The sequence below is a fragment of the Brevundimonas sp. genome (genome assembly GCF_965279155.1).
In the GTDB taxonomy this organism is placed as follows: domain Bacteria; phylum Pseudomonadota; class Alphaproteobacteria; order Caulobacterales; family Caulobacteraceae; genus Brevundimonas.
This window is the reverse complement of the sequence record NZ_OZ257138.1, coordinates 2,310,641-2,334,633: the sequence shown is the minus strand read 5'-3', so window position 1 is coordinate 2,334,633 and position 23,993 is coordinate 2,310,641. Positions and strand designations below refer to the sequence as shown.

The 23,993-nt window shown below is 66.6% G+C and carries 20 protein-coding genes and 1 pseudogene; 6 read left to right on the top strand and 15 right to left on the bottom strand.

The genetic code is table 11. The features are described from left to right. Positions 1–31: 31 nt before the first annotated feature. The 5 genes and pseudogenes from ACQY72_RS11120 (at position 32) to ACQY72_RS11100 (ending at position 6,619) form a co-directional block, all read left to right on the top strand. Positions 32–1,321 carry an aspartate kinase gene (locus tag ACQY72_RS11120; RefSeq protein ID WP_428153597.1) on the top strand — a complete coding sequence of 430 codons (1,290 nt, stop codon included), beginning with the start codon at positions 32–34 and terminating at the stop codon, positions 1,319–1,321. 49 nt (positions 1,322–1,370) lie between these two features. Further along, positions 1,371–3,646, top strand: a pseudogene (gene ptsP / locus ACQY72_RS11115) (phosphoenolpyruvate--protein phosphotransferase). A 113-nt stretch (positions 3,647–3,759) separates the two neighbouring features. Continuing rightward, the gene (locus ACQY72_RS11110; RefSeq protein WP_428153596.1) at positions 3,760–4,842 is read left to right on the top strand and encodes a helix-turn-helix domain-containing protein; all 1,083 of its coding nucleotides are present in this window, start codon (positions 3,760–3,762) and stop codon (positions 4,840–4,842) included. Between the two features lie 48 nt (positions 4,843–4,890). Then, complete coding sequence (gene ispG, locus ACQY72_RS11105; protein WP_428153595.1) at positions 4,891–6,027, top strand: flavodoxin-dependent (E)-4-hydroxy-3-methylbut-2-enyl-diphosphate synthase; 1,137 nt, start codon at positions 4,891–4,893, stop codon at positions 6,025–6,027. A 127-nt stretch (positions 6,028–6,154) separates the two neighbouring features. Then, positions 6,155–6,619: a PEGA domain-containing protein gene (locus ACQY72_RS11100; RefSeq protein WP_428153594.1), complete on the top strand. Its 465-nt coding sequence runs from the start codon at positions 6,155–6,157 to the stop codon at positions 6,617–6,619. Positions 6,620–6,679: 60 nt separating this feature from the next. Here the strand turns inward: ACQY72_RS11100 and ACQY72_RS11095 are convergent, their stop codons facing one another. From ACQY72_RS11095 to ACQY72_RS11085, 3 genes are read right to left on the bottom strand one after another with little or no spacing between them, the layout of a single operon-like run. After that, positions 6,680–7,456, bottom strand: coding sequence for a sulfite exporter TauE/SafE family protein (locus ACQY72_RS11095; protein WP_428153593.1), 777 nt, complete (start codon positions 7,454–7,456; stop codon positions 6,680–6,682). 34 nt (positions 7,457–7,490) lie between these two features. After that, positions 7,491–7,931, bottom strand: a complete 441-nt coding sequence (locus ACQY72_RS11090) for an RrF2 family transcriptional regulator (RefSeq protein WP_428153592.1) — start codon at positions 7,929–7,931, stop codon at positions 7,491–7,493. Positions 7,932–7,991: 60 nt separating this feature from the next. Further along, on the bottom strand, positions 7,992–8,621 hold the full coding sequence (locus ACQY72_RS11085; RefSeq protein ID WP_428153590.1) for a response regulator: 630 nt from the start codon (positions 8,619–8,621) through the stop codon (positions 7,992–7,994). 208 nt (positions 8,622–8,829) lie between these two features. Here ACQY72_RS11085 and prfA point away from each other — a divergent pair, with 208 nt between their 5' ends. Beyond that, positions 8,830–9,897 carry a peptide chain release factor 1 gene (gene prfA / locus ACQY72_RS11080; protein ID WP_135194440.1) on the top strand — a complete coding sequence of 356 codons (1,068 nt, stop codon included), beginning with the start codon at positions 8,830–8,832 and terminating at the stop codon, positions 9,895–9,897. On the opposite strand, the gene ACQY72_RS11075 is transcribed toward prfA, so the two are convergent. The 12 genes from ACQY72_RS11075 to ACQY72_RS11020 form a co-directional block, all read right to left on the bottom strand. Continuing rightward, positions 9,898–10,260 carry a hypothetical protein gene (locus tag ACQY72_RS11075; protein WP_428153588.1) on the bottom strand — a complete coding sequence of 121 codons (363 nt, stop codon included), beginning with the start codon at positions 10,258–10,260 and terminating at the stop codon, positions 9,898–9,900. It abuts the gene before it with no gap. Positions 10,261–10,400: 140 nt separating this feature from the next. Beyond that, entirely contained in the window at positions 10,401–11,012 is a 612-nt protein-coding gene (locus tag ACQY72_RS11070) for a glutathione S-transferase family protein (protein WP_428153586.1), read from the bottom strand. Positions 11,013–11,069: 57 nt separating this feature from the next. Then, entirely contained in the window at positions 11,070–12,623 is a 1,554-nt protein-coding gene (gene odhB / locus ACQY72_RS11065) for a 2-oxoglutarate dehydrogenase complex dihydrolipoyllysine-residue succinyltransferase (protein WP_428153585.1), read from the bottom strand. Positions 12,624–12,665: 42 nt separating this feature from the next. After that, on the bottom strand, positions 12,666–15,680 hold the full coding sequence (locus tag ACQY72_RS11060; RefSeq protein WP_428153584.1) for a 2-oxoglutarate dehydrogenase E1 component: 3,015 nt from the start codon (positions 15,678–15,680) through the stop codon (positions 12,666–12,668). Between the two features lie 254 nt (positions 15,681–15,934). After that, complete coding sequence (gene sucD / locus ACQY72_RS11055; RefSeq protein ID WP_428153583.1) at positions 15,935–16,837, bottom strand: succinate--CoA ligase subunit alpha; 903 nt, start codon at positions 16,835–16,837, stop codon at positions 15,935–15,937. A gap of 22 nt (positions 16,838–16,859) precedes the next feature. Further along, complete coding sequence (locus tag ACQY72_RS11050; protein WP_428153582.1) at positions 16,860–17,285, bottom strand: PIN domain-containing protein; 426 nt, start codon at positions 17,283–17,285, stop codon at positions 16,860–16,862. After that, positions 17,275–17,529: a DUF6364 family protein gene (locus ACQY72_RS11045; protein WP_428153581.1), complete on the bottom strand. Its 255-nt coding sequence runs from the start codon at positions 17,527–17,529 to the stop codon at positions 17,275–17,277. Before ACQY72_RS11045 ends, ACQY72_RS11050 begins: the two co-directional genes overlap by 11 nt. Positions 17,530–17,573: 44 nt before the next feature. Further along, positions 17,574–18,176 carry a hypothetical protein gene (locus ACQY72_RS11040; protein ID WP_428153580.1) on the bottom strand — a complete coding sequence of 201 codons (603 nt, stop codon included), beginning with the start codon at positions 18,174–18,176 and terminating at the stop codon, positions 17,574–17,576. 77 nt (positions 18,177–18,253) lie between these two features. Then, positions 18,254–18,829 (bottom strand): hypothetical protein, encoded by a 576-nt coding sequence (locus ACQY72_RS11035; protein ID WP_428153579.1) that lies wholly within the window; start codon positions 18,827–18,829, stop codon positions 18,254–18,256. Beyond that, entirely contained in the window at positions 18,830–20,020 is a 1,191-nt protein-coding gene (sucC, locus tag ACQY72_RS11030; protein ID WP_428153577.1) for an ADP-forming succinate--CoA ligase subunit beta, read from the bottom strand. Positions 20,021–20,118: 98 nt separating this feature from the next. Continuing rightward, positions 20,119–21,639, bottom strand: a complete 1,521-nt coding sequence (locus tag ACQY72_RS11025; RefSeq protein WP_428153576.1) for a spinster family MFS transporter — start codon at positions 21,637–21,639, stop codon at positions 20,119–20,121. Between the two features lie 124 nt (positions 21,640–21,763). Then, positions 21,764–23,992 (bottom strand): TonB-dependent receptor, encoded by a 2,229-nt coding sequence (locus tag ACQY72_RS11020; protein WP_428153575.1) that lies wholly within the window; start codon positions 23,990–23,992, stop codon positions 21,764–21,766. Position 23,993: the final 1 nt, after the last annotated feature.

Below are 23,993 nucleotides of genomic sequence, written 5' to 3'. Positions count from 1 at the left end.
CTTTCACGCAAGCAGGGGGCGGAACGCCACGATGACGCGGCCTGATTCTTCACGATCCGATACGACACGACTGGTGATGAAGTTCGGCGGCACCTCGATGGGCGACCTCGAGCGCATTCGCCGTGCGGCGCGGATCGTCGCGGCAGAGGTGTCTGCGGGCAAGAAGGTCGCCGTCGTCGTCTCCGCCATGGCGGGCAAGACCAACGAACTGGTCGCCTGGACCGACGGCGCAGGTCCCGCCGGCGCCGGCCTGCCGCTCAGCGACGACGAATATGACGTGGTGGTCGCCTCGGGCGAACAGGTCACCTCGGGCCTGCTGGCCGCGACCCTGCGCAATATGGGCTTCAACGCCCGTTCGTGGATGGGCTGGCAGGTGCCGATCATTACAGACGACGCCCACGCCCGCGCCCGCATCATCGACATCCCTGGCGAAAAGCTGGGCGCCGCCGTCGATGCAGGCGAGATCGCCATCGTCCCCGGCTTCCAGGGCGTGACGACGGACGGCAAGATCACCACCCTGGGCCGCGGCGGATCCGACACCTCGGCGGTCGCCGTGGCGGCGGCCCTGGGGGCGCCGTGCGACATCTACACCGACGTGGACGGCGTCTATACGACCGACCCGCGCATCGAGAGCCGCGCGCGGCGCCTGGCCAAGGTGTCCTACGAAGAGATGCTGGAGATGGCGTCCCTGGGGGCCAAGGTGCTGCAGACCCGCTCGGTCGAGCTGGCCATGGCCAAACAGGTGCCGGTGCGCGTGCTGTCTAGCTTTATCGAACCCGACGCAAATGGCGTCATGCCCGACAAGGGTGGAACCCTGATCTGCGACGAGGAGGAGATCGTGGAAAAACGTATCGTGTCCGGTGTGACCATGAGCCGTGACGAGGCCCGCATCACCCTGCTGGGCCTGTCCGACCGCGTGGACGCCCCCGCCGACGTCTTTACCCGCCTGGCCGAGGCCAACGTCAATGTCGACATGATCGTGCAGAGCCAGTCGCGCACGGCCGGCACCGTCAACCTGACCTTCACCACCGGCCGCCGCGACGCCGTGCGCGCCGCCGAGCTGATGACGGCCAGTCAGGCGCAACTCGGCTTCGAGGAAATCCGCATCGACGAGGACGTGGCCAAGGTCTCGGTCGTCGGCGTCGGCATGCGCAGCCATGCGGGCGTGGCCCAACTGATGTTCCGGGCCCTGGCCGACAAGGGCGTCAAGTTCCAGGCCATCTCGACGTCGGAAATCAAGATCAGCGTCCTGATCGACGCCGCCTATGCGGAGCTGGCGGTTCGGGCGCTGCATTCGGCTTACGGCCTGGACGCGGTATAGGTGATCTGAACAGGGCGCCTATATCCACGAAAAGGGCGCGGGAGACATGATGCCGGCAGGCGGCGCGATGACCAGGGGACCTCGGATCCTCCTGCGCCAGATCCGCGAGGCTCTGGGCGGGGCCGGCGCGGGCGCGACCCCCGCGCAGGACCGTCTGAACATGGTGGTCAGGATCATCGCCCGGTCGATGGTCGCCGAAGTCTGCTCCATCTATCTGCGTCGCGGCTCGGGCGAGCTTGAGCTTTTCGCCACCGAGGGTCTGAACCCCGACGCCGTCCACAACACCCGCCTGCGGCCCGGCGAAGGCCTGGTCGGCGAGGTGGCGCGGATGGCCCAACCGATCAGCCTGTCGGACGCGCCGTCGCACCCGTCCTTCTCCTATCGACCGGAGACGGGCGAAGACCCCTATCACGCCTTCCTGGGCGCCCCCTTGCTGCGCGGCGGCCGGGCCATCGGCGTCCTGGTCGTCCAGAACCGCACCGAGCGGCGCTATGACGAGGAGGAGGTCGAGGACATCCAGACCATCGCCATGGTCCTGTCCGAAACGGTGTCGTCCGGCGAACTGCTGGCCCTGGACGAGTTGCGCGACGTCGAACTGGCGCCGCATCGGCCCGAGCGGCTGAAGGGCCAGAAGTTCTCGGACGGCCTGGCCTTCGGTCATGTGGTGCTGCACGAGGCGCCCCTGCCCCCGGAAAAACTGCTGTCCGAAGATCCGGCGATGGAGGAGGCGCGGCTGAAGCTGGCGCTCGCCACGCTGAAGACCGGCCTGGACGTCATGCTGGACAAGGGCCAGGGCTTGGCCGGACCCTCGTTCGAGGTGCTGGAGACCTATCGCATGTTCGCCGACGACCGGGGCTGGAACCGGTCGCTGGAAGAGGCGGTGCGCAACGGCCTGACGGCCGAGGCGGCGGTGGACCGGGTCAGGAACGAACACCGCGCCCGCTTCGCCCAGGCGCGCGACCCCTATATCCGCGAACGGCTGCACGACTTCGAGGATCTGGCCAACCGGCTGCTGCGGGTGCTGGCGGGCGACAAGCCGGGCGAGCGCGAACTGCCCGACGACGCCATACTGGTGGCGAGGAACCTCGGCCCTGCCGACCTGCTGGAATATCCGCGCGACAAGCTGAAGGGCCTGTTGCTGGAAGAAGGCTCGGCCGCCAGCCACGCCGCCATCGTCGCGCGGGCTTTGCAAATCCCCTGCGTCGGCCGCCTGATGGGTCTGCGCGACCGGCTGTCGGAAGGCGACATGGTCATCGCCGACGGCGAGACCGGCGAGACCTATCTGCGGCCCCGCCCCGACATGCTGGAGGCCGTGCAGTCGCGCATGGCCGTGCGCGAACAGCGCCAGGCCGAGTTCGCCCAGCTGCGCGACGTACCGGCCGTCACCCTGGACGGTCAGCGGATCACGGTCCTGACCAATGCGGGCCTGGCGGTCGATCTGGAGAACATGGCCGAGACGGGCGCCGAGGGCATTGGCCTGTTCCGCACCGAGTTCCAGTTCATGGTGTCGGACGAACTGCCCCGGCTGAACGCCCAGACGGCGCTCTACAAGCTGGTGCTGGACGCGGCCGGCGACAAACCCGTCACCTTCCGCACCCTGGACATCGGCGGCGACAAGGTGCTGCCCTATCTGGAGGCCGAGCGCGAAGAGAACCCGGCCCTGGGCCGTCGCGCCATCCGACTGGGCCTGGATCGGCCGTCGCTGTTGCGGATGCAGCTTCGGGCCCTGCTGGCGGCGGGGGCGGACGCGAGCTGCGGGTCATGTTCCCGATGATCGCCACGGTGGACGAGTTCCGGGCCGCGCGCGAACTGGTGGACATCGAATGCGCCTGGGCCAAGCGTCGCGGGCGCGCCCTGCCGGCCCTGCTGCGCGTCGGGGCCATGGTCGAATGCCCGTCGCTGCTGTGGCACCTGGACGCCCTGTTGCCGCTGACGGACTTCGTCTCCATCGGCACCAACGACCTGTTCCAGTATATGTACGCCGCCGACCGGACCAATCCGCTGGTATCGGACCGTTACGACCCCCTGTCGCCGCCGACCCTGCGCGCGCTTCAGTCGATCCAGAAGGCCTGCGCCGACACCGGCACGCCGGTCTCGATCTGCGGCGAGCTGGCCGGACGGCCGCTGGAGGCCTTCGCCCTGATCGTCCTGGGCTTCACGCGTCTGTCGGCGCCGGCGGGCGGGGTCGGGCCGGTCAAGCGGATGATCCTGTCGGCGGACCTGAGCGCGGCGCGGCGCGGCATGGCCAATCTGCTGAACCTGTCCACCGGCTCGGTGCGCAACGAGATCGAGTCCCTGGCGCGCAAGCTGAACGTCGCGGTCTGACTAGCGCCCTGACGGCCCAAGCGCGGCGTTGCTGGCAGGCCCGCAATCGTCTATCTCCGGCGACATAGACGGCGCTCGGGCGCAGTATCTTCCCGAACATGGGGTCAGGCCTAATGGCGCTGAATGCGGGGGCCGCCCCCGACGCGATCAAGACCATATCGGACCGGCAGGATCCGACGGCCGACTTCGCCGACGCCGCGACCCTGGGCGAGGGCCTGCGCCGCGCGCGGGAGCGGTCGGGCAAGTCCCTGGCCGATCTCGCCGCCGAGACCAAGGTGCATCGCCGCTTCCTGACCGCCCTGGAACAGAGCGACTGGTCGTCCCTGCCCTCGCGCGTCTTCGCCCTGGGCTATGTGCGCGCCTATGCCTCGGCCCTGTTCCTTGACGAACAACTGGCGGTCGAGCGGTTTAAGCGCGAAAGCCCCGACACCTCGGTGCCGCTGAAGGCGCCCATCGGCATCGCCTTCGAGGACGTGAAACGCCATTCGCCGCGCATCGTCGCCGGCGTCGTCGCCGTGGTGGTCGCCGTCATCGGCTGGAACGTGTTCCAGCGCGCCAGTCTGCATCAGGCGGCGCATCCGTCCGACATCGCCGCCGTGCCCAAGACCTGGGTCAGCGGGGTCGATCCCGATCCGCAACTGGCCCTGAGCGCGCCCATGGCGGCGCCGCCCGACCAGACCACGCCCCAACTCTACATCACGCCCGGGCTTGAGGCCCAGCTGACCGGCGTCGATCCGACCGATCCCGCCGTGATCGCCGCCGCCGCCAATCCCGAGCCGGTGCAGAAGGCCTTCAACCCGCGCGGCACCGTCTATGGCGCCTCGGCCAACGCTTCCATGGTGGTGATCCAGGCCAAGACGGCCGGCGCCCTGGTGGTGCGGCTGGGCGACGGTCAGGCCCTGTTCGCGCGTCAGATGGCGCCGGGCGAGGCCTGGCGCGCGCCCATCGGCGTGGCGGCGACTGTGGACGTATCCGACCCGGCCGCCTTCGACCTCTATCTGAACGGGGAGTACGGCGGGCCGCTGGCCGGGGTGCTGACGCCGCTGGCCCAGTTGAACAGCCGCGCCGACCAGGCCGCCAAACAGCTGGCGGCGACCCAGGCGCGCGCGCAGGTCGAGGCCCAGGCCGCTCAGGCCCGAACCCAGGCGCAAACGCAGACTTCCGCCCCGTCTCCCACGCCCACGACGCCGAACTGAAACGTCGGCCGTGGTCCCGCCGTCATCATCGGCCTATATGATGCTTCCATGAGCGATCACACGCACGTCCGACCCTGGCGCCATATCGAGCGTCGCAAGAGCCGCCAGATCCGCGTCGGCTCCGTCCTGGTGGGCGGCGACGCCCCGATCAGCGTCCAGTCGATGACCAATACGCCGACGACCGACGCGGCGGCGACGATTGACCAGATCCGCCAGCTGGAAGAGGCCGGCGCCGACATCGTGCGCGTCTCCTGCCCCGACGTGGAATCGACCCAGGCCTTCAGGACCATCGCCCGCGAGGCCAAGGTCCCCTTGGTCGCCGACATCCATTTCCACTACAAGCGCGGCATCGAGGCGGCCGAAGCCGGCGCCGCCTGCTTGCGGATCAATCCGGGCAATATCGGTTCGGCCGACCGCGTCCGCGACGTGATCCAGGCGGCCAAGGACAACGGCTGCTCGATGCGGATCGGCGTCAACGCCGGGTCGCTGGAGAAGGAACTGCTGGAAAAATACGGCGAGCCTTGCCCCGACGCCATGGTCGAAAGCGCGCTGAACCACGCCCGCATCCTGCAGGACCACGACTTCCACGAGTTCAAGATCTCGGTGAAGGCGTCCGATCCCTTCCTGACCGTCGCCGCCTACCAGCAGTTGGCCGAGGCCATCGACTGCCCGCTGCACCTGGGCGTGACCGAGGCGGGGCCCTTGCGCACCGGCACCATCAAGTCGGCCATCGGCATGGGCAATATGCTGTGGTCCGGGATCGGCGACACCATCCGCGTGTCGCTAGCCGCCGATCCAGTCGAGGAGATCAAGGTCGGCTTCGACATCCTGAAGTCGCTGGGCCTGCGGCACCGCGGCGTCAACATCATCGCCTGCCCGTCGTGCGCCCGCCAGGGGTTCAACGTCATCGAGACCGTGACCCTGCTGGAAGAGAAACTGGCCCATATCTCGACGCCGATGAGCCTGTCGGTCATCGGCTGCGTCGTGAACGGCCCCGGCGAGGCCCTCTATACCGACATCGGCTTCACCGGCGGCGGCAAGGGCGCGGGCATGATCTATCTGAACGGCAAGATCGCCCACAAACAGGCCAACGACGGCATGATCGACCACATCGTCGACCTGGTCGAACGCAAGGCCGCCGAACTGGACGCCGCGCGGGCGGCGGAGCTTCAGGCGGCGGAATAGGTCTGCACCCTTCAGGTTGTGAAAAACTAACGCATTTCACAAACCCGTGATTGACGACGTTCGTCCGCCGTGCGACCCCTGCATCAGGTTCGGCCGGGGGGCCGGCCCATAATCCACTGAGGGGCCTATGATTTCCAAAACTTCCGCACGCTTTGGCGTGCGCCTGCTCGCGCTTGCCGGCGTGGCGCTGTCCCTGCCTGCCTGCGCCACCGTGACGCGCGGCTCCAGCCAGCAGTTCACGGTCGAGAGCACGCCTCCGGGCGCACAGGTCAGCACGTCGAACGGCTTCGAATGCCAAGCGACGCCCTGCACCTTCCGCATGCCGCGCAAGGACGCCTTCCGCATCACCGTGGCCAAGGACGGCTATGTCGCCCAGACCCACGAGGTGACCAGCAGCGTCTCCGGCGCCGGCGGCACCGCCATGGCGGGCAACCTGCTGATCGGCGGGATCATCGGCGGGGCGATCGACGCCACCTCCGGCGCCATGAACGACCTCAAGCCCAATCCTCTCGTCGTGACCCTGCGCACGCCAGCCGAAGAGGCCGCTGCGGCTCGCACGCCCGCCCCGACGACGGTCGCCGGCGACCAGTAGTCCGCCACGGCGCATGACAAAGAAGCGGCGGCGGGTGTGAACCCGCCGCCGCATTTCGTTTCAGATCACCTTGAACAGCCGCAGCGCCTGATAGCCGGCGGACAGAAGCACCACGGCGCCGACGCCGTAGGTCAGCACCCGGCGCGGCGCGATTCGGGCGATGATCCCCGCGAAGGGCGCCGCGATCAGGCCGCCAGCGATCAGGCCCAGGACCGCCATGGCGTGGGTGGCGAAGCCCTCGGCCTCTTGCCAGTGACCCGTCAGCAGGGCGACCAGGAAGGTGGCGGAAATGGCCGAGGTGACGAAGAATTCGGCCGTATTGGTGGTGCCGATCGAGGCGCGCGGGTCCTGACCCGTGCCGACCAGGGTGGTGGTGACCGTGGGGCCCCAGCCGCCGCCGCCGACCGCATCGAAGAAGCCGCCGACAAGGCCCAGAGGCCCGGCGAACTTGCGCGGGAAGATGCGCTCGCGCGTCTGGCGGGTGGCGCGCCAGATGATCACCAGGCCCATGACAGCCAGATAGGCGGTGATGAACGGCCGGATCACGTCGCCGTCGATGCTGGTCAGGACAAAGGCTCCGATGCTTCCGCCCACGACCCCGCCAAGGGCCAAGGGCACGAACAGCTTCCAGTTCACATTCTTGTTGACCGTGTGCGACCCGGCCGAGGCCGCCGTGGTGAAGACCTCGGCCGCGTGGACGCTGGCCGACGCCGTCGCGGGTGGCACGCCGAACGACAGCAGTACGGTCGAGGAGATGACGCCATAGGCCATACCCAGCGCCCCATCCACGATCTGGGCGAGGAAACCGACGAGGAGAAAGAGGAGGAAGTCTTGCATTGGCGGCCCCTGAAACGCGGACTGACGGTGCGGTTTATTTCCCTAGTCGGTCAATAGGAGAAGAATTGGCGGTGGCTTGCAGAAGGGTTCGTCCCTCGAACACCGCCGCGATGGCGTCGCGCCCGTCCTGAAGCACCGGTTGCAGCGGACAGGTCTCGACATCCGGGCAGGTCTCGCAAGGGCCGTAGGCGGTGCGGGAGGCGCAAGGCGCGAGAGCCAGCGGGCCTTCCAAAGCTCGGATGACGTCGGCGAAGCTGATGGCGTCGGCAGGCGCGCCGAGCGCATAGCCGCCCGCCCTGCCCCGTTTCGACACCAGCAAATGCTGACGGCGCAGGTCCAGAAGGATGGCTTCCAGAAACTTGCGCGGGGCCGCCGCCGCATCCGCGATCTCGGCGATGGTGGCTGGCCCTCCGCCCGGAAGACCGGCCAGATGGACCATGGCGCGCAGGGCGTAGCGGGACCGGTTCGACAGCATGGTCCGTGATCGCCCGCCCGGAGGCCGGACGCAAGACGCCGTTCGCCGGTGCGGACGATCTCAGGCCGTGCGACCCAGCCGGGCCACGGCCTCAAGGATCTGGGCGCCGTTGTAGGGTTTAAGCACCAGGGCCTCGGCCATGTCGGCGTTTCGGGCGGCGGCGGCGACGTCGCCGGAGATGAAGATCACCCGCACGTCCCAGCGCCCGGTCAGCACCTGGGCCAGTTCGACGCCGGTCATCTCGCCCGACAGATTGATGTCCAACAGGGCCGCGTCGATGCTGTGCAACGCCGCCGCCGCCTCGGCCGCCGCCGCGCTGTGGAAAGGTCCGACGACGCTGTGGCCAGCCTCGGTCAGCAGTTCGGTGAGGGAGACGGCGGCGTCGGGATCGTCCTCGACCACCAGCAGGGTCAGGGCCTCGACATCGGTCGGCGGTGTGGCGTCCAGCGGCGCCTGACGCGTGACGACGGCGCGCAGGTCGCGCCAGACCTCGGTCGAGGGGCGGTCGGTGTCCAGATCATAGATGGCGGCCATCGCGTTCAGCTCCCGGGCGTCTTCAGGTGAGAGGTCCCCGCCGGTCTCGGCCAGGCGGTTATCGTACAGGCGGCAAAGGCGTTCGACGCTGTCGGCGACAGGGTCGGTTTCGGGTTGAGCCATATGGGGTTGAGATGCGGGCGGGCGATCGAACATGGCGTCCTCCTCACGGTTGCCTATTCAGGATTGTGGTCGCCAGCTAAACGGTTGAACCTGTCTTCGTAACCGCCCCTGACGCCATCGTGACCGTGGCGTCATCGCCGATCACAAGCGCGGCGCCTGATGCTCGCAAAGGCTTGCAATCGACACGACCGCGCCCGGCGGGTAAGGACGGCCCCTCTCGTTTCCTCAGGATATTGCCGCCTTGCGACTGCCCCAGGCCCGTCTCGATCAAGTGCTCGACCGCTTCCACGAGGTGGAGGCGCGAATGAGCGCGGCGACGGACGGCGTCGAGATCGTGCGCCTGTCCAAGGAACATGCCGAGCTGAAGCCCGTCGCCGACGCGGTTCAGGGTCTGGCCCGCGCCCGCGCCGAGATGGCGGACCTGGAAGCCATGACGGCCGATCCCGAGATGGCGGCGATGGCGCAGGACGAGCTGCGGACGCTGGGCGAGCGCCTGCCCGATCTGGAGCGCGAGGTCGCCCTGCTGCTGGCCCCGCGCGACGCCGACGAGAACGCCTCGGCCGTGCTGGAAGTGCGCGCCGGCACCGGCGGCGACGAGGCGGCCCTGTTCGCGGGCGACCTGTTCCGCATGTATTCGCGATACGCCTCCACGCGCGGCTGGCGGGTCGAGCTGGATTCGGCGACCGAGGGCGACGCCGGGGGCTACAAGGAAATCATCGCCACCGTCACCGGAGACGGCGTGTTCGGCCGGCTGAAGTTCGAGAGCGGCGTCCACCGGGTGCAGCGCGTGCCAACGACCGAGTCGCAGGGGCGCATCCACACCTCGGCGGCGACGGTCGCGGTCCTGCCCGAGGTCGAGGACGTCGAGATAGAAATCCACGACAAGGACATCCGCATCGACACCTTCCGCGCCTCAGGCTCGGGCGGCCAGCATGTCAACACGACCGATTCCGCCGTGCGCATCACCCACCTGCCCACCGGCATCATGGTGACGTCGTCGGAGAAGTCCCAGCACGTCAACCGCGACAAGGCGATGAAGAACCTACGCGTGCGCCTGTACGACATGCAGCGCCAGGCCAAGGATCTGGCGCGATCCGATACGCGCAAGTCCCAGGTCGGTTCGGGCGACCGATCCGAGCGCATCCGCACCTACAACTATCCGCAAGGCCGGGTCAGCGATCACCGCATCAACCTGACCCTGCACAGCCTGCCCCAGATCATGGAAGGCGACATCGACCCCCTGCTGAACGCCCTGATCGCCGAGGATCAGGCCGCGCGCCTGGCGGACCTGGAAGCCGAGTTCGGCTGATCAGCCCAGCACGCCGGCGACCGGCAACCACAGCACCAGGCCGGTGACGGCGGTGTAGCCCAGGAAGGCGTGGACCGAGCGCCGTCGGCCGGCGGCGGCGGGATCGTTCAGATCGGAACGGTTGGCCCACAACAGATAAGCCGCCTGGATCCCCCATCCCGCCAGGAAGGCGACGACCGCCCAGGCGCTGAGCGCCGCCAGCGCCGCGCCCGACGCCAGGACCAGCACCCCGCCTAGGGCGATCGCGCCATCAGCGACCTGTTCGGTCGTGGGAACGGAGATCAGGCCGGACAAGGCGCGTTGCAGACGCCAGTTGAGCCAGGCCTGATACAAAAGCATCAGTCCGCCCAAGACGTAGAACATCCCTATCGCGCGTGCCGCCCACTCCATGGCAGGAATAAGGCACCATTTTCGGTCGTTGTAATCGCGGAAAATGCGGGGCGATTCGGATCGTTAACGACCGGCGCAAAATAGACACAACCGATGGTCTTTGAGCGCGCGCGCTAGGCCTTGGCGACCAGGGCCCGTTGGACGGCGGGACGGGCCTGCATTCGTTCGAAATGGGCCTGGACCCTGGGGAAGTCGGCGATATCGACGCCGTCGGTTTCCAGCCAGCCTGCGAAGGTGAACAGATAGGGGTCCGCGACCGTATAGGCGTCGCCCATGACCCAGTCGCCGGTCAGGTCCGCCTCGATCAGGGCGAAGCCGTCGCGCATGTTCTGCGTCACTTTGGCCGCCATGGACGCCTGGGCGGTGGCGTCATCGCTCCAGCGCGAGGCGCGACGACCATGGGCGTGGGCCACATGGATGGTGGTCGCCAGATAGAGGTTGAAGGCCTGCATCCGGGCAAAGGCGAAGGGATCGGTCGGCGCCAACAGGCCCGCAGGCGCAAGCGCGGCGATATAGGCCAGGATCGCCGGGCTTTCGGTCAGCACGCCCTGATCGGTCGCCAAGGCGGGGACGCGTCCCTTGGGATTGATCGCCAGATAAGTCGGCTCGCGTTGCTCGGCCTTCGAGAAGTCGAGCAGCCGGACCTCGAAGTCCAGGCCGGACTCCTCCAGCGCGATATGGCTGGCGCGGCTGCATGAGCCGGGAGCGGTATAGAGGGTCAGCATGGTCGAACCTCGGATCAAAGAAAAAGGCGGCGAGATCGTCGCCGCCTTTCAGGGTCTTTACAGGTCCAGCAGGGCCCGCGCCGGATCTTCCAGCAGTTCCTTGACTCGGACCAGGAAGGTCACGGCTTCCTTGCCGTCCACGATCCGGTGATCGTAGCTGAGGGCCAGATACATCATCGGGCGGATCTTGACCTCGCCGTTGATGGCCATCGGGCGCTGGACGATGTTGTGCATGCCCAGGATGCCCGACTGCGGCGCGTTCAGGATCGGTGTGGACATCAGCGAGCCATAGGTGCCGCCGTTGGTGATGGTGAAGGTGCCGCCCTGCATCTGATCCATGGTCAGGGCGCCGTCACGGGCGGCCTTGCCCAGGGCGCCGATGCCCTTTTCGATGCCGGCGAGGGTCAGGGTGTCGGCGTCGCGCAGGACCGGAACCACCAGACCCTTTTCGGTGCCGACGGCAACGCCGATGTCATAGTGGTTCTTGTAGATGATGTCGGTGCCGTCGATCTCGGCGTTGACGGCCGGGATCTCGTGCAGGGCCGCGACGACGGCCTTGGTGAAGAAGGACATGAAGCCCAGCTTCACGCCGTGGCGCTTTTCGAACACGTCCTTGTACTGGGCGCGCAGGGCCATGACGTTGGTCATGTCCACCTCGTTGAAGGTGGTCAGCTGGGCGGCCGTGTTCTGCGACTCCTTCAGGCGACGGGCGATGGTCTGACGCAGGCGCGTCATCTTCACCCGCTCTTCGCGCGGCTGGTCGGCGCGCGGTGCCGCAGGCGCAGCGGCGGCGGCCGGGGCCGAAACGGCGGCCTGGCCGATGGCGGCGATGGCGTCGGCCTTGGTGATGTTGCCCTTGGGGCCCGTGGCGGTGATGGCCTTCGGGTCCAGATTGTTCTCGCCGACGACGCGCTGGACGGCGGGCGACAGAGTTTCGTTCTTGGCGCCCGAGACCTGAGCCGAGCCGGTGTTGGCCGGGGCGGCGGCGGCAGGGGCCGGAGCAGCAGCCGGAGCAGCGGCGGCCGAGCCGGAAGCCGAGATCGAGCCGATCTTCTGGTTCGGGGTGACGGTCGCGCCTTCGTCGGCGGCGATGGTCAGGACGCCGTCAGCCGGGGCCGACACCTCGACCGCGACCTTGTCGGTCTCGATCTCGACCAGCAGTTCGTCTTTCTTGACCGCATCGCCGGACTTCTTGAGCCACTTGCCCACCGAACCTTCGGCGACGCTCTCGCCCATGACCGGGACCATGATGTCGGTGGCGGCGGCGGCAGGGGCGGCGGCCGGAGCCGCAGCAGCGGGAGCCGACTTGGTCTCGGCCTTGGCGGCCGGTGCGGCCTTTGCCTGAGCGGGGGCGGAAGCCGGAGCGGCGGCGGACGCGCCCTCGGTCACCGAACCCAGGATCGTGCCGGGAACGACGTTGTCGCCCTCGGCCGCCTTGATGTCGCCCAGCACGCCGTCGGCGGGCGAGACGACTTCCAGCGAGACCTTGTCGGTCTCCAGCTCGACCAGCAGTTCGTCCTTCTTGACCGGATCACCGACCTTCTTGGTCCACTTCGCGATGGTGGCTTCGGTGACGGATTCACCGAGGGCGGGGGTCAGGATGTCGGCCATGTCAGGTCCAGCTCGTCTCTAGGTCGGTCTTTTATACGTGTATCAGGCGAAGGCTTCGGTCGTGAAGGTGTCGAGTTCCTTCAGGTGCCGGCTCATCAAGCCGGCGGCGGTCGAGGCGGAGCCCGGCCGTCCGACGTAGCGGGCGCGCTTGGAGGCGACGTCCAGCTTGTCCAGCGTCAGCTCCAGCCAAGGATCGACGAAGGTCCAGCCGCCCATGTTCTTGGGCTCTTCCTGGCACCAGACCACTTCCGCCTTGGGGAAGCGGGCCAGTTCCTTGCGCAAGGACTGGATCGGCCACGGATAGAACTGTTCCAGGCGCAGGATGTAGACGTCGTCCACGGCCTGGCCGTCCTTGGCCTTCTTCTCGCGCGCGTCCAGCAGGTCGTAATAGACCTTGCCCGAGCACAGGATGACGCGGCGGATGTCCTTATCCGCCTTGATTGTGATCCCGGCGATCTCGGGGCGCGTCTGGGCGTCGTCGTGCAACAGGCGGTGGAAGGCTGAGCCTTCCGCCAGGTCCGCCATGGACGAGACCGCCTTCTTGTGACGCAACAGGGACTTGGGCGTCATCAGGATCAGCGGCTTGCGGAACGGCCTGTGCATCTGGCGACGCAGGATGTGGTAATAGTTGGCCGGGGTCGTGCAGTTGGCGACCTGCATATTGTCTTCGGCGCACTGTTGCAGGAAGCGCTCCAGACGGGCCGATGAGTGTTCCGGTCCCTGGCCCTCATAGCCGTGCGGCAGCAGCATGGTCAGGCCGCTCATGCGCAGCCACTTGCGTTCGCCCGAAGAGATGAACTGGTCGATCACCACCTGGGCGCCGTTCACGAAGTCGCCGAACTGGGCCTCCCACAGGACCAGCGTATTGGGGTCGGCCAGCGAATAGCCGTACTCGAAGCCCAGCACCGCCTCTTCCGACAGGGCCGAGTCGATGACCTCGAAATTGGCCTGGCCTTCACGCAGGTTGTTCAGCGGGATGTAGCGCTCTTCGGTCGTCTGATCGATGATGCCCGAGTGGCGCTGCGAGAATGTGCCGCGCACCGAATCCTGGCCTGACAGGCGGATCGGGAAGCCTTCATCCACCAGCGAAGCGAAGGCCAGGCTCTCGGCCGTGGCCCAGTCCAAACCCTGGCCCGAGGTGATGGCCTCGCGGCGACCGTCGATGACGCGTTTCAGCGTCTTGTGCATGTCGACGCTGTTGGGAATGGTGGTCAGGCGGTGACCCAGGTCGGTCAGCTTGGCCAGCGGCACGGCGGTGTCGCCGCGCAGCTCGTCCTTCGGCGCCTGGAAGCCCTGCCATTGGCCGTCCAGCCAGTCGGCCTTCTCGGCGGACCAGGTCTTGCCGGCCTCGAACTGCTCGTCGAGGAATGTCTCGAACCGTTCGACCTCGGCGTCTACGTCGGCCTGGGTGATCACGCCTTCGGCCACCAGACGCTGCGAATACAGTTCGCGGGTCGAGGGCTGGGCGCGGATCTTCGAATACATCAGCGGCTGGGTGAAGGTGGGATCGTCGCCTTCATTGTGGCCGAAGCGGCGGTAGCAGAACATGTCCACCACCACGTCCTTGTGGAACTTCTGCCGGTATTCGGTGGCCACCTTGGAGGCGAAGACGACCGCTTCGGGGTCGTCGCCGTTGACGTGGAAGATCGGGGCCTGGACCATCAGCGCCACGTCCGACGGATAGGGCGACGAGCGCGAGTTGCGCGGGCTGGTGGTGAAGCCGATCTGGTTGTTGATGACGAAGTGAAGCGTACCGCCGGTGCGATAACCCTTCAGCCCCATCAGGGCGAAGCATTCGGCGACCACGCCCTGGCCGGCGAAGGCGGCGTCGCCGTGGATCAGCAGGGGCACGACCTTGGAGCGGTCCAGGGCCCACTGGCCTTCCGGCACGCCTTCGTTGGCCTCGCGGATGTCGAACGCCTGTTTGGCGCGCGCCTTGCCCAGGACGACCGGGTTGACGATCTCAAGGTGCGACGGGTTGGCGGTCAGCGACAGGTGGACGTGGTTGCCGTCGAACTCGCGGTTCGACGAGGCGCCCATGTGATATTTGACGTCGCCCGAGCCTTCGATGTCGCTCGGCACGGCCGAACCGCCCTGGAACTCGTGGAAGATGACCTTGTAGGGCTTGCCCATCACGGCGGCGAGCACGTTCAGGCGGCCACGGTGGGCCATGCCCAGCACGACCTCGTCGACGCCCAGCGAACCGCCGCGCTTGATGACCTGCTCCAGCGCCGGGACCATGGCCTCGCCGCCGTCCAGGCCGAACCGCTTGGTGCCGGGGAAGCGCTTGTGCAGGAAGCGTTCGAAGCCTTCCGCCTCGACCAGCTTGGACAGGATCGCCAGCTTGCCTTCCTTGGAGAAGGCGTTCTGCTCGAACTTGTCAGGCCCCTCGAACCGCTGTTGCAGCCAGGATTTCTCCTCCGGCTCGGCGATATGCATGAACTGGATGCCGACCGTGCCGCAATAGGTGCGCTTCAGGATGTCCAGAACTTCGCGGATCGTGCCGGTCTGAAGGCCCAGCACGCCGTCCAGGAAGATCGGACGGTCCATGTCAGCGCCGCTGAAGCCGTAGAATTCCGGCGTCAGTTCCGGGTTCTCGACCGGCTGTTCGATGCCCAGCGGGTCCAGCTTGGCCTGCAGGTGACCGCGCACGCGGTAGCTGCGGATCAGCATTAGGGCGCGGATGGAATCATGGGCGGCGGCGCGGATGACGTCGGCCGAGACGTCGGCGGGCGCAGCCTTGGCGGCCGGAGCGGCAGGCGCGGCGCCGGGCTTCTTGGGATCGGGTTTCGGGGCCGGCCAACGGCCGTCGAACACGCCGGTTTCCTCGGTGGGTTCGGTCGCCACGCCCCGTCCCCAACTTCCCGCTCCCGCCGAGGCGGTCACCAGCGCGGCGTTGTCGCGCAACTGGTCGAAGAAGGCTTTCCATTCCGCCGAGACGGAGCCGGGGTCCTTGGCCCACTTCTCCTGCAGCTCCTCGACGTAGGCCGCATTGGACCCGTAGAGGAATGAGGTCTCGGCAAAGACCTGGTTCAGCCGACCGGCATCGTCCGCCATCGTTTCGCAATCCCTGGGCCCCGCCGGACACATCTCCGTGAGGGGCGCGCCCGTCATATAGGCGTCGTTTCCTGACGGGTCATGACCGAAACGGGGCAATTCGGTGAGAAATTGGTCGCAGGCCCAAAGAAAAACGCCCCCGGCCTGAGCCGAGGGCGTCCATCAATGCGTCACACGGCATTTTTGATGCCGAAAGGCGCTCAAGTCGCGAGCCGCCTCGCGGCGAGCATAGCGCCCGCGCGCAGCGCGAAGGATCAGCCCTTCAGCACTTCGACCAGGGTCTTGCCCAGGCGAGCCGGCGATTCCGACATGCGGATGCCGGCGGCTTCCATGGCGGCGATCTTGGATTCCGCATCGCCCTTGCCGCCCGAGACGACGGCGCCGGCGTGGCCCATGGTGCGGCCCTTGGGCGCGGTGCGTCCGGCGATGAAACCGGCCATCGGCTTCTTGCGGCCCTTCTTGGCTTCATCGATCAGGAACTGGGCGGCGTCTTCTTCGGCGCCGCCGCCGATTTCGCCGATCATGATGATCGAGGTGGTTTCATCGTCGGCCAGGAACAGCTCCAGCACGTCGATGAACTCGGTGCCCTTGACCGGGTCGCCGCCGATGCCGACGGCCGTGGTCTGGCCCAGGCCTTCGTTGGTGGTCTGGAACACGGCTTCATAGGTCAGGGTGCCCGAACGCGACACGATGCCGACCGAGCCCTTCTTGAAGATGTTGCCCGGCATGATGCCGATCTTGCACTCGTCCGGCGTCAGGATGCCGGGGCAGTTCGGGCCCAGGAGGCGCGACTTGGAGCCTTCCAGGCGGCGCTTGACGTTGACCATGTCCAGCACCGGGATGCCTTCGGTGATGCAGGTGATGAAGGGGATTTCGGCGTCGATGGCTTCGATGATCGCGGCGGCCGCGCCCGACGGCGGGACGTAGATCACCGAGGCGTCGGCGCCCGTGGCGTCGCGGGCTTCGGCGACCGAGGCGTAGATCGGCAGGGTTTCGCCGTGCGAGCCGGTCCAGCTGGTCCCGCCCTTGGTCGGGTGCACGCCGGCGACCATCTGGGTGCCGTGATAGGCCAGGGCCTGTTCGGTGTGGAAGCCGCCGGTCTTGCCGGTCAGGCCCTGGACGATGATCTTGGTGTCTTTGTTGACGAGGATGGACATGGGGATTCCGTTCTTGGGGACGTCAGAGGTTCAGGAAGGGGTTTTCGACTCGGACCGACCCGTAGGTCTGACCGTGATTGAGGTCTTCGGAATAGAGGACCTTGGCGCCGATCTTTTCGGCGGCGGCGATGATGGCGCCATCCCAATAGGACAGCTGGTAGCGGCGAGCGTGATCGATGCCGGCCAGCACCACTCCGGGCGTCACAGGCTGGCAGGGCTTCATGGCGATCACACGGATCCATTCGCTCGCCTCATCTGAGGTCAGCGGCGGCGCGCCTTTGCGGGTAGAGACATTGTAGAACTCGGCCAGCACCTGGCCTGAGGTGCAATAATCCTGGGTCAAGGCGATCTCTCGCGCCCGTTCCCAGCGATAGCCTGCATGTTCCTGTCCCAGTGCGGCGTAAAGCAGAATATTGGTGTCGAGGAAGACCTCTGAGTTAGCGATCAAACCGACGATCTCCGCTATAGATCTCGTCTCGTTTGCCAGGTCGCCAGTCGCCCATGCGACCCTTGGATTCGTCGATCAGCTTCAGCAGCGCCTCGCGCGCCTCGTCCTTGGAGGCTTCCTGCTGCACCATGCTGGTCAGGAAGCCGCGCACCATCTCGTTTACGCTGGTCCGCTTCATGGCGGCCAGCACCCGCACCTTGTCGAGCAAGTCGTCGTCGATGGCGAGAGTCAGGTTGCGGGTCATGGAGCTACACAGGTTATGTGTAGCACATAGCCTGCGGGCTTGGATTAGTCGAGCCTCGGCAACATATACATCAGCGTGGATCCGGGGCCCGCGCGGTCCAGAACGAGAAGTCGCATCTGTCCGGTTCGCGCCATCCCCACGAACTGGGAATCCGACAGACTGCGGCTCGGCGCTCGCCCCTCGGGAGTCTGTAACCACGCATAGGCGTCAAAGCCGACCGCGTTGATGGAGTCGAAGTTCATCAGCTCGCGCAGCCGGCGGTCCAGCGCGCGATGATCGGTGGGGCGGGTGCTGATCCCGCAGAAATCCAGCACAATGGTGTCGCGCCCGACTCGCCGTGTCATCTGGCCCGTCATGACGACGCTGATATCGGCGGCGTTGGAGCGCATGAAGCCTGCGCGTTCCGTGGCGTTGCGAAGTCGAGGCGTCATGCCTTCCGGCACGGGCGAAAAGCCTGCCTCCGCCGCCAAGACCGCAGCTTGAGCGCGGTCGCCCTTCGCCTTGACGCAGATGGCGTTCAATGTCGCGATAAGGTCGGTAGGTTCAGGCGTCGCCTGAGACTGCGCCGACAGCGCAGAGGGCTGATACAACAAGAACAACGAGGCCGCCATGGCCTGAATAACCCGATGACCACCCATAGAGAACATGGTTCATCAGGGGTGCGGCCGTGTCAACCACGCTGATCACTATGGCCTGACCACCACGACAAGCATCAAAACAACTCTCAGCCCCCTGCGGACGCGGTTGGACCTTCTTTCGGCGGAGCCGTCAGGTTCAGCGTCACGCCGCCGCTTCGCACAGATGTCCAGACCACTCGAAAGGTCTTGTCCTCAATGGCCGCGCGTTGTTGCTCGGGGTCTAGGAGTTGGACCCGTCCCTGATCAGTTTGGGTGTAGAAATAGTTCGTCACCGAACCATCGACACGCTTGGGATCGGCCGAAAAGCCAACCCATCCCCGCATTTCCTCAGTCAATGCTGCCGCTTCCAACTTCTCATTGGAAGTTATTCGGCAAGACAGCATCGGACCTTGCCAGCCGACGACCAAGATCGTGTCCATGCGGTCGTCTGCAAGAGGCATAACGATCGCGTTCTCTAGACGACCAATCGTTCGAGGCTCGACCCCAAGCTGCAAGGCGAAACCGTTGCGGCCGGCGAGATCGACAAGCTTCGACATGTCGCCATCGCTTGTCAGGCAGACATCGTGGAAAATCCGAAATGCGGTGGAACGCATCTCGGGCTGCGCCTGAACAGGCGTCGCGGCCGCAGCGACTACGAATGCGCTCACGGCCGCGAAGAACATTTAGCCGACCGCCGCGACGATCTTCTGGGCGGCGTCGTCGAGGTCGTCGGCGGCGGTGATGGCCAGACCCGACTCGTTCAGGATTTTCTTGCCCAGTTCGGCGTTGGTGCCTTCCAGACGCACGACCAGCGGCACCTTAAGACCGACTTCCTTCACTGCGGCAACGACGCCCTCGGCAATGACGTCGCACTTCATGATGCCGCCGAAGATGTTGACCAGGATGCCCTGGACGTTCGGGTCGGCGGTGATGATCTTGAAGGCCGCAGCGACCTTCTCCTTGCCGGCGCCGCCGCCGACGTCGCAGAAGTTGGCCGGCTCCTTGCCGTACAGTTTGATGATGTCCATCGTCGCCATGGCCAGGCCCGCGCCGTTGACCATGCAGCCGATGTTGCCGTCCAGCGAGACGTAGGCCAGGTCCCACTTGGACGCTTCGATTTCCTTGGCGTCTTCCTCGGTCTCGTCGCGCAGGGCCTTCATATCGTCGTGGCGGAACAGGGCGTTGCCGTCGAAGCTGACCTTGGCGTCCAGGACACGCAGATGGCCGTCCTTCATGACGATCAGGGGGTTCACCTCCAGCATGTCCATGTCCTTCTCGACGAAGGCCTTGTACAGCGCCGGGAACAGGGACTTGGCGTCTTCGGCCGCAGCGCCCGTCAGGCCGTAGGCGGCGGTGATGGCGGCGACGTCGGCGTCGGTCACGCCCGCGTTCGGGTCGATGACGATGTTCTGGATCTTCTCGGGCGTGTCGTGAGCGACGGTTTCGATGTCCATGCCGCCTTCGGTCGAGACGACGAAGGCGATGCGGCCATAGGCGCGGTCGACCAGCAGCGAGCAGTACAGTTCACGATCGATGTCGGCGCCGTCCTCGATATAGAGGCGGTTGACCTGCTTGCCGGCGTCGCCCGTCTGGGCGGTGACTAGGGTGTTGCCCAGCATTTCCTTGGCGTGGGAGACGGCTTCCTCGACCGAGAAGGCCAGGCGGACGCCGCCCTTGGCGTCGGCCGACAGTTCCTTGAACTTGCCCTTGCCGCGTCCGCCGGCGTGGATCTGCGACTTCACGACATAGAGCGGGCCGGGCAGAGATCTGGCGGCCGCCTCGACCTGATCGACCGACGTCACCGCGACGCCTTCGGCGACGGGGGCGCCGAAACCTTTGAGGACCTGCTTGGCCTGATATTCGTGGATGTTCATGAGGGACCGTCGCAACCGCTGCTGGGAGAGTTGCGGGGCTTATAGGCCCCGGCCGTTCGCAGGTGCAACAGCCGGGGCCTATGCTTTTGGTCTATCGATCAGTCCACCCAGTCGCGTTTCAGGGTCCGCGACGCCCCGATCAGCAGGATCGCCGCCAGCACATAGAAGCCCATGCCGGTGTAGATGGCCCACCGCAGGCTCTCCTCGCCGAAGCGCGGCGCCAACAGGTCGCTCATCCAGCCGAAATAGTAGAAGCCGACCGCGATCCCGAGCAGATTGTTCAGCAGCAGGAACAGGGCCGAGGCTGTCGAACGCATGGCCGCCGGCACCAGATGCTGGACCGCCGCCGTGATCGGACCCAGCCAGGCCAGGTTCAGTCCGGTCGGCAACAGGAAGATCAGGAAGGCCAGGGTCAGTTGCTGCACATGGCTGCCGCCGCCGGGCAAAACGAGGCCGATCAGCCAGGGCGAGTTCATCGCCAGGATGAAACAGGGCGCCGAGATCAGGAAGGCGATGGCGGGCGTCAGCGGATAGGCGCCCTTGCCCTTCTTGGACAGTTTGTCGGCGATCATGCCGCCCAGCCAGATGCCGAGGATGCCGCCGATCAGGGCGATGCCGGAATAGTAGATGCTGGTCTGGCGCAGGGTCAGGTCGAAGCTGCGCATGAAGAACAGCGGCAGCCAGCCGGCGACGCCGTAACCGCACACCGACGAGGAGGCGGCGCCGAGGCCCAGCAACCAGAAGCTGGGCTTACGGATCACCACCGAGGCCGTGCGTCGCGCGATCATAAGCGAGACGCCGATCACCACCGCCAGCAGTCCGCCGAAAGCCAGCACCAGCGGATTGCCTAGCGACGTACCCATCAGCCAACTCAAGGCGCCGAGGATCAGCAGGCCGGCGCCGAGACCCAGCATGATCTGGGCGGCGATCTTGCCCGCCCGGTCCGTGCCGACGGGGGCGGCGGCCAGGGCCGCGACCTGGGCCTCGGTCTTGACCACATCCGTTCCGCCGCGTTTGGGATCGCGAACGGTCAGCCGCAGCAGCGGCGCGACCAGCACGCCCAGCAGGCCGACCACGATGAAGGCGGTTCGCCAGCCGTAGGTCGCCGCCAGCAGGCCACCGACCAGGGTCCCCGCCGCCATGCCCAGCGGAATGCCGAAGGCGAAGGCCGCCATAGCCCGCGCCCGCTGATGCGGCGGGAAATAGTCGGCGATCAGCGAATAGGCCGGGGCCACCCCGCCTGCCTCGCCGATGCCCACGCCCATCCGGCACAGGAACAGCTGTCCGAACGAGCCCGCCATGCCGCACAGCGCGGTGAAGCCCGACCAGACGGCCAGGGCCCCGGTCATGATCCAGACCCGGCTGTAGCGGTCCGCCAGCCAGGCCAGGGGAATGGCCAATGTCGAATAGACCGAGGCGAAGGCGATGCCGCCCAACAGGCCGAACTGGCTGTCGGACATGCCGAACTCTTCCTTCAGCGGCGCGGCCAGGATGCCGATGATCTGGCGATCCAGGAAGTTCAGCATGTAGATCAGGATCAGGACCGCCAGCACATAGTAGCGGTAGCCGGGTCGTTCCGGCCGGACCTTGTCCTGGGCCGTCAGCGTATCCGTCGTCATCGGCGTTTCCCTCGGCGTCTTTTTTATTCGTTGAGGCCAGCCTAGCCGCAACTCTGCTCACTGCAAACAAAGGGGCGGCGGCCGAAGACCGCCGCCCCTCGTCGTCAGGCGTTTTGGATAGGGATCAGAACCGGTAGGTCAGACGCGCCGAATAGGTGGTCGGCGGGCCGTAGAAGGCGCTGATCGAGTTGTTGAAGGTCGCGCCAGGGAAGCTGTAGCCGCCGACCTTGTAACGCACGTCGGTCAGGTTTCGGCCGAACAGGCCGACCTCCCAGCGCTTGCTCGGTGCGGTCCAGACCACGCTGGCGTCGGCCAGCACATAGCCGTCCTGGTCCAGGATGGGATCGGGCGTGTCGAACAGGTGATAGCTGGACCGATACGACAGCGACGGCGTCACCCGGATCTCGCCGCCCAGAATGTCGCCGCGCCAGGTCATGCCGTAGTAGGCCGACCATTCCGGCGAGTTCTGGGGTTCGCGCAGGTTGGAGATATCGACCGGCGAACCCGTGACCAGGGTGATGAACTGATCGAACTCGTTCTTCAGATAGCCCAGCGAGAAGTTGGCGGTGATGTCGTCGCTGAGATAGGCCGAACCTTCCAGCTCGAAGCCGTAGATGGTCGAGGCGCCGGCGTTGTCGACGACCGAAGCGATGCCTACCGCGGGCAGGGTCGCCACCTGCTGGGTCGTGATCTGCTGGTCCTTGTAGTCGGAATAGAAGATCGCCGAGGCGAAGTTCATGCGACGGTCGAAGGCCGAGCCCTTCAGGCCGACTTCATAGGTGGTGACCGTCTCGGGCTGGTAGCCGTTGACCGTCTGCGGCACCAGGGCGGCGTCCCCGCGCATATCCCAGCCGCCGGACTTGAAGCCCTGGCTGACCGAGGCGTAGCCGGTCATTTCCTCGCTGAAGTCATAGGAGATGCTGGCGCGCGGCGTGAACTTCTCGAAGGTGTCCGAGGCGGTATAGTTGGTGCGGGTCGCAAAGATCGGACGCGCCGTTCCGCCGGTCAGCGGGCTGCGCGTAGCCCCCAGATAGAAGAAGCGTTGGACCGAGGCGTCCTTCTCGTCCTTGGTGTAGCGGCCGCCCAGCGACAGGTGCAGCCGGTCGGTCAGATCGTAGCTGAAGTCGCCGAACACCGAGAAGGATTTGGTGTCCACCGAACCGGCGGCCGCGATCGTCAGGCCCAGGTTGCCGGCGATGGTGTCGAAGGCGCCCGATGACGTGCCGTCCAGATAGAAGACGCCCGCGACGCCGGACCAGCGCTCGCCGGTGAACAGGGCCTGGAATTCCTGGCTGAACTGATCGTCGGAATAGATGGCGGGCACGTCCAGGAAGGGCTGGGGCGCCTGGTCGAAGTCGATGACGGTGGCGGTGTCGCCCGAGCGATAGGCGGTGATCGATTTCAGCGTCAGCATGTCGTTGACGCGGTATTCGCCGGTCAGGGCGACGCCTTCGGTGACCACCTTCTGCTCGCCAGTGATGCCGGCGTTTGTGTCGTATTCGCCGGCAGGCGGGGTGAAGCCGCCGGTCGTGGAATTGACCTCGCGGTGGCCGTGGCGGGGGCTGGAGTCGTCCTCGACCCGGTCCCAGGCCAGGCGGAAGAACAGGTTGTCGTTAGGCGTCCATTCCGCGCTGGCGCGATAGGCGGTGACGTCCTTGTCGTACTGGTCCTGACCGGTGTTCAGGTTCTTGCCGTAGCCGTCGTGCTGATAGGTCGCGACCGCGCCGCCGATGGCGAACGTCTCGCCGACGGGGATGGAGCCGGAGACCAGGAAGTTCTGCTCGTTATAGCTGCCCAGCTCGGCGCGCGCCGTCAGGCTGGGGTCGGCGCCCAGGCGTTTGGTGACGTATTTGATCGCGCCGCCGATGGTGTTGCGGCCATACAGGGTGCCTTGCGGGCCGCGCAGCACCTCGATGCGCGAGATGTCGAAGATGTCGAGCACGGCGCCCTGAGGACGGGCGACATAGACGTCGTCGATGTAGAGGCCGACGCCGGGTTCGAAGCCCCACAGCGGATCCTGCTGGCCCACGCCGCGGATGAAACTGATCAGGGTCGAGTTGGAGCCGCGCGCGATCTGGACCGTGGCGTTCGGCGTCTGCTGCTGCAGGGCGGTGATGTCGGTCGCGCCGGTCTGCTCCAGACGTTCGGCGCTGAGAGCCGAGACCGCGATCGGCACGTCCTTCAGCTGCTCGTCGCGACGACGCGCGGTGACGACGATGTCGTCGACGGTGGCCGTGTCCTGATTGGCGTTCGCCGCTTGAGCGGCGGCCTCCGCGTCCTGGGCGACCGAAGCCCCCGCAAGCACGCCCCACGCCGCGCCGGCCAGCAGCGCGCACTTCACATGACGGTTCATG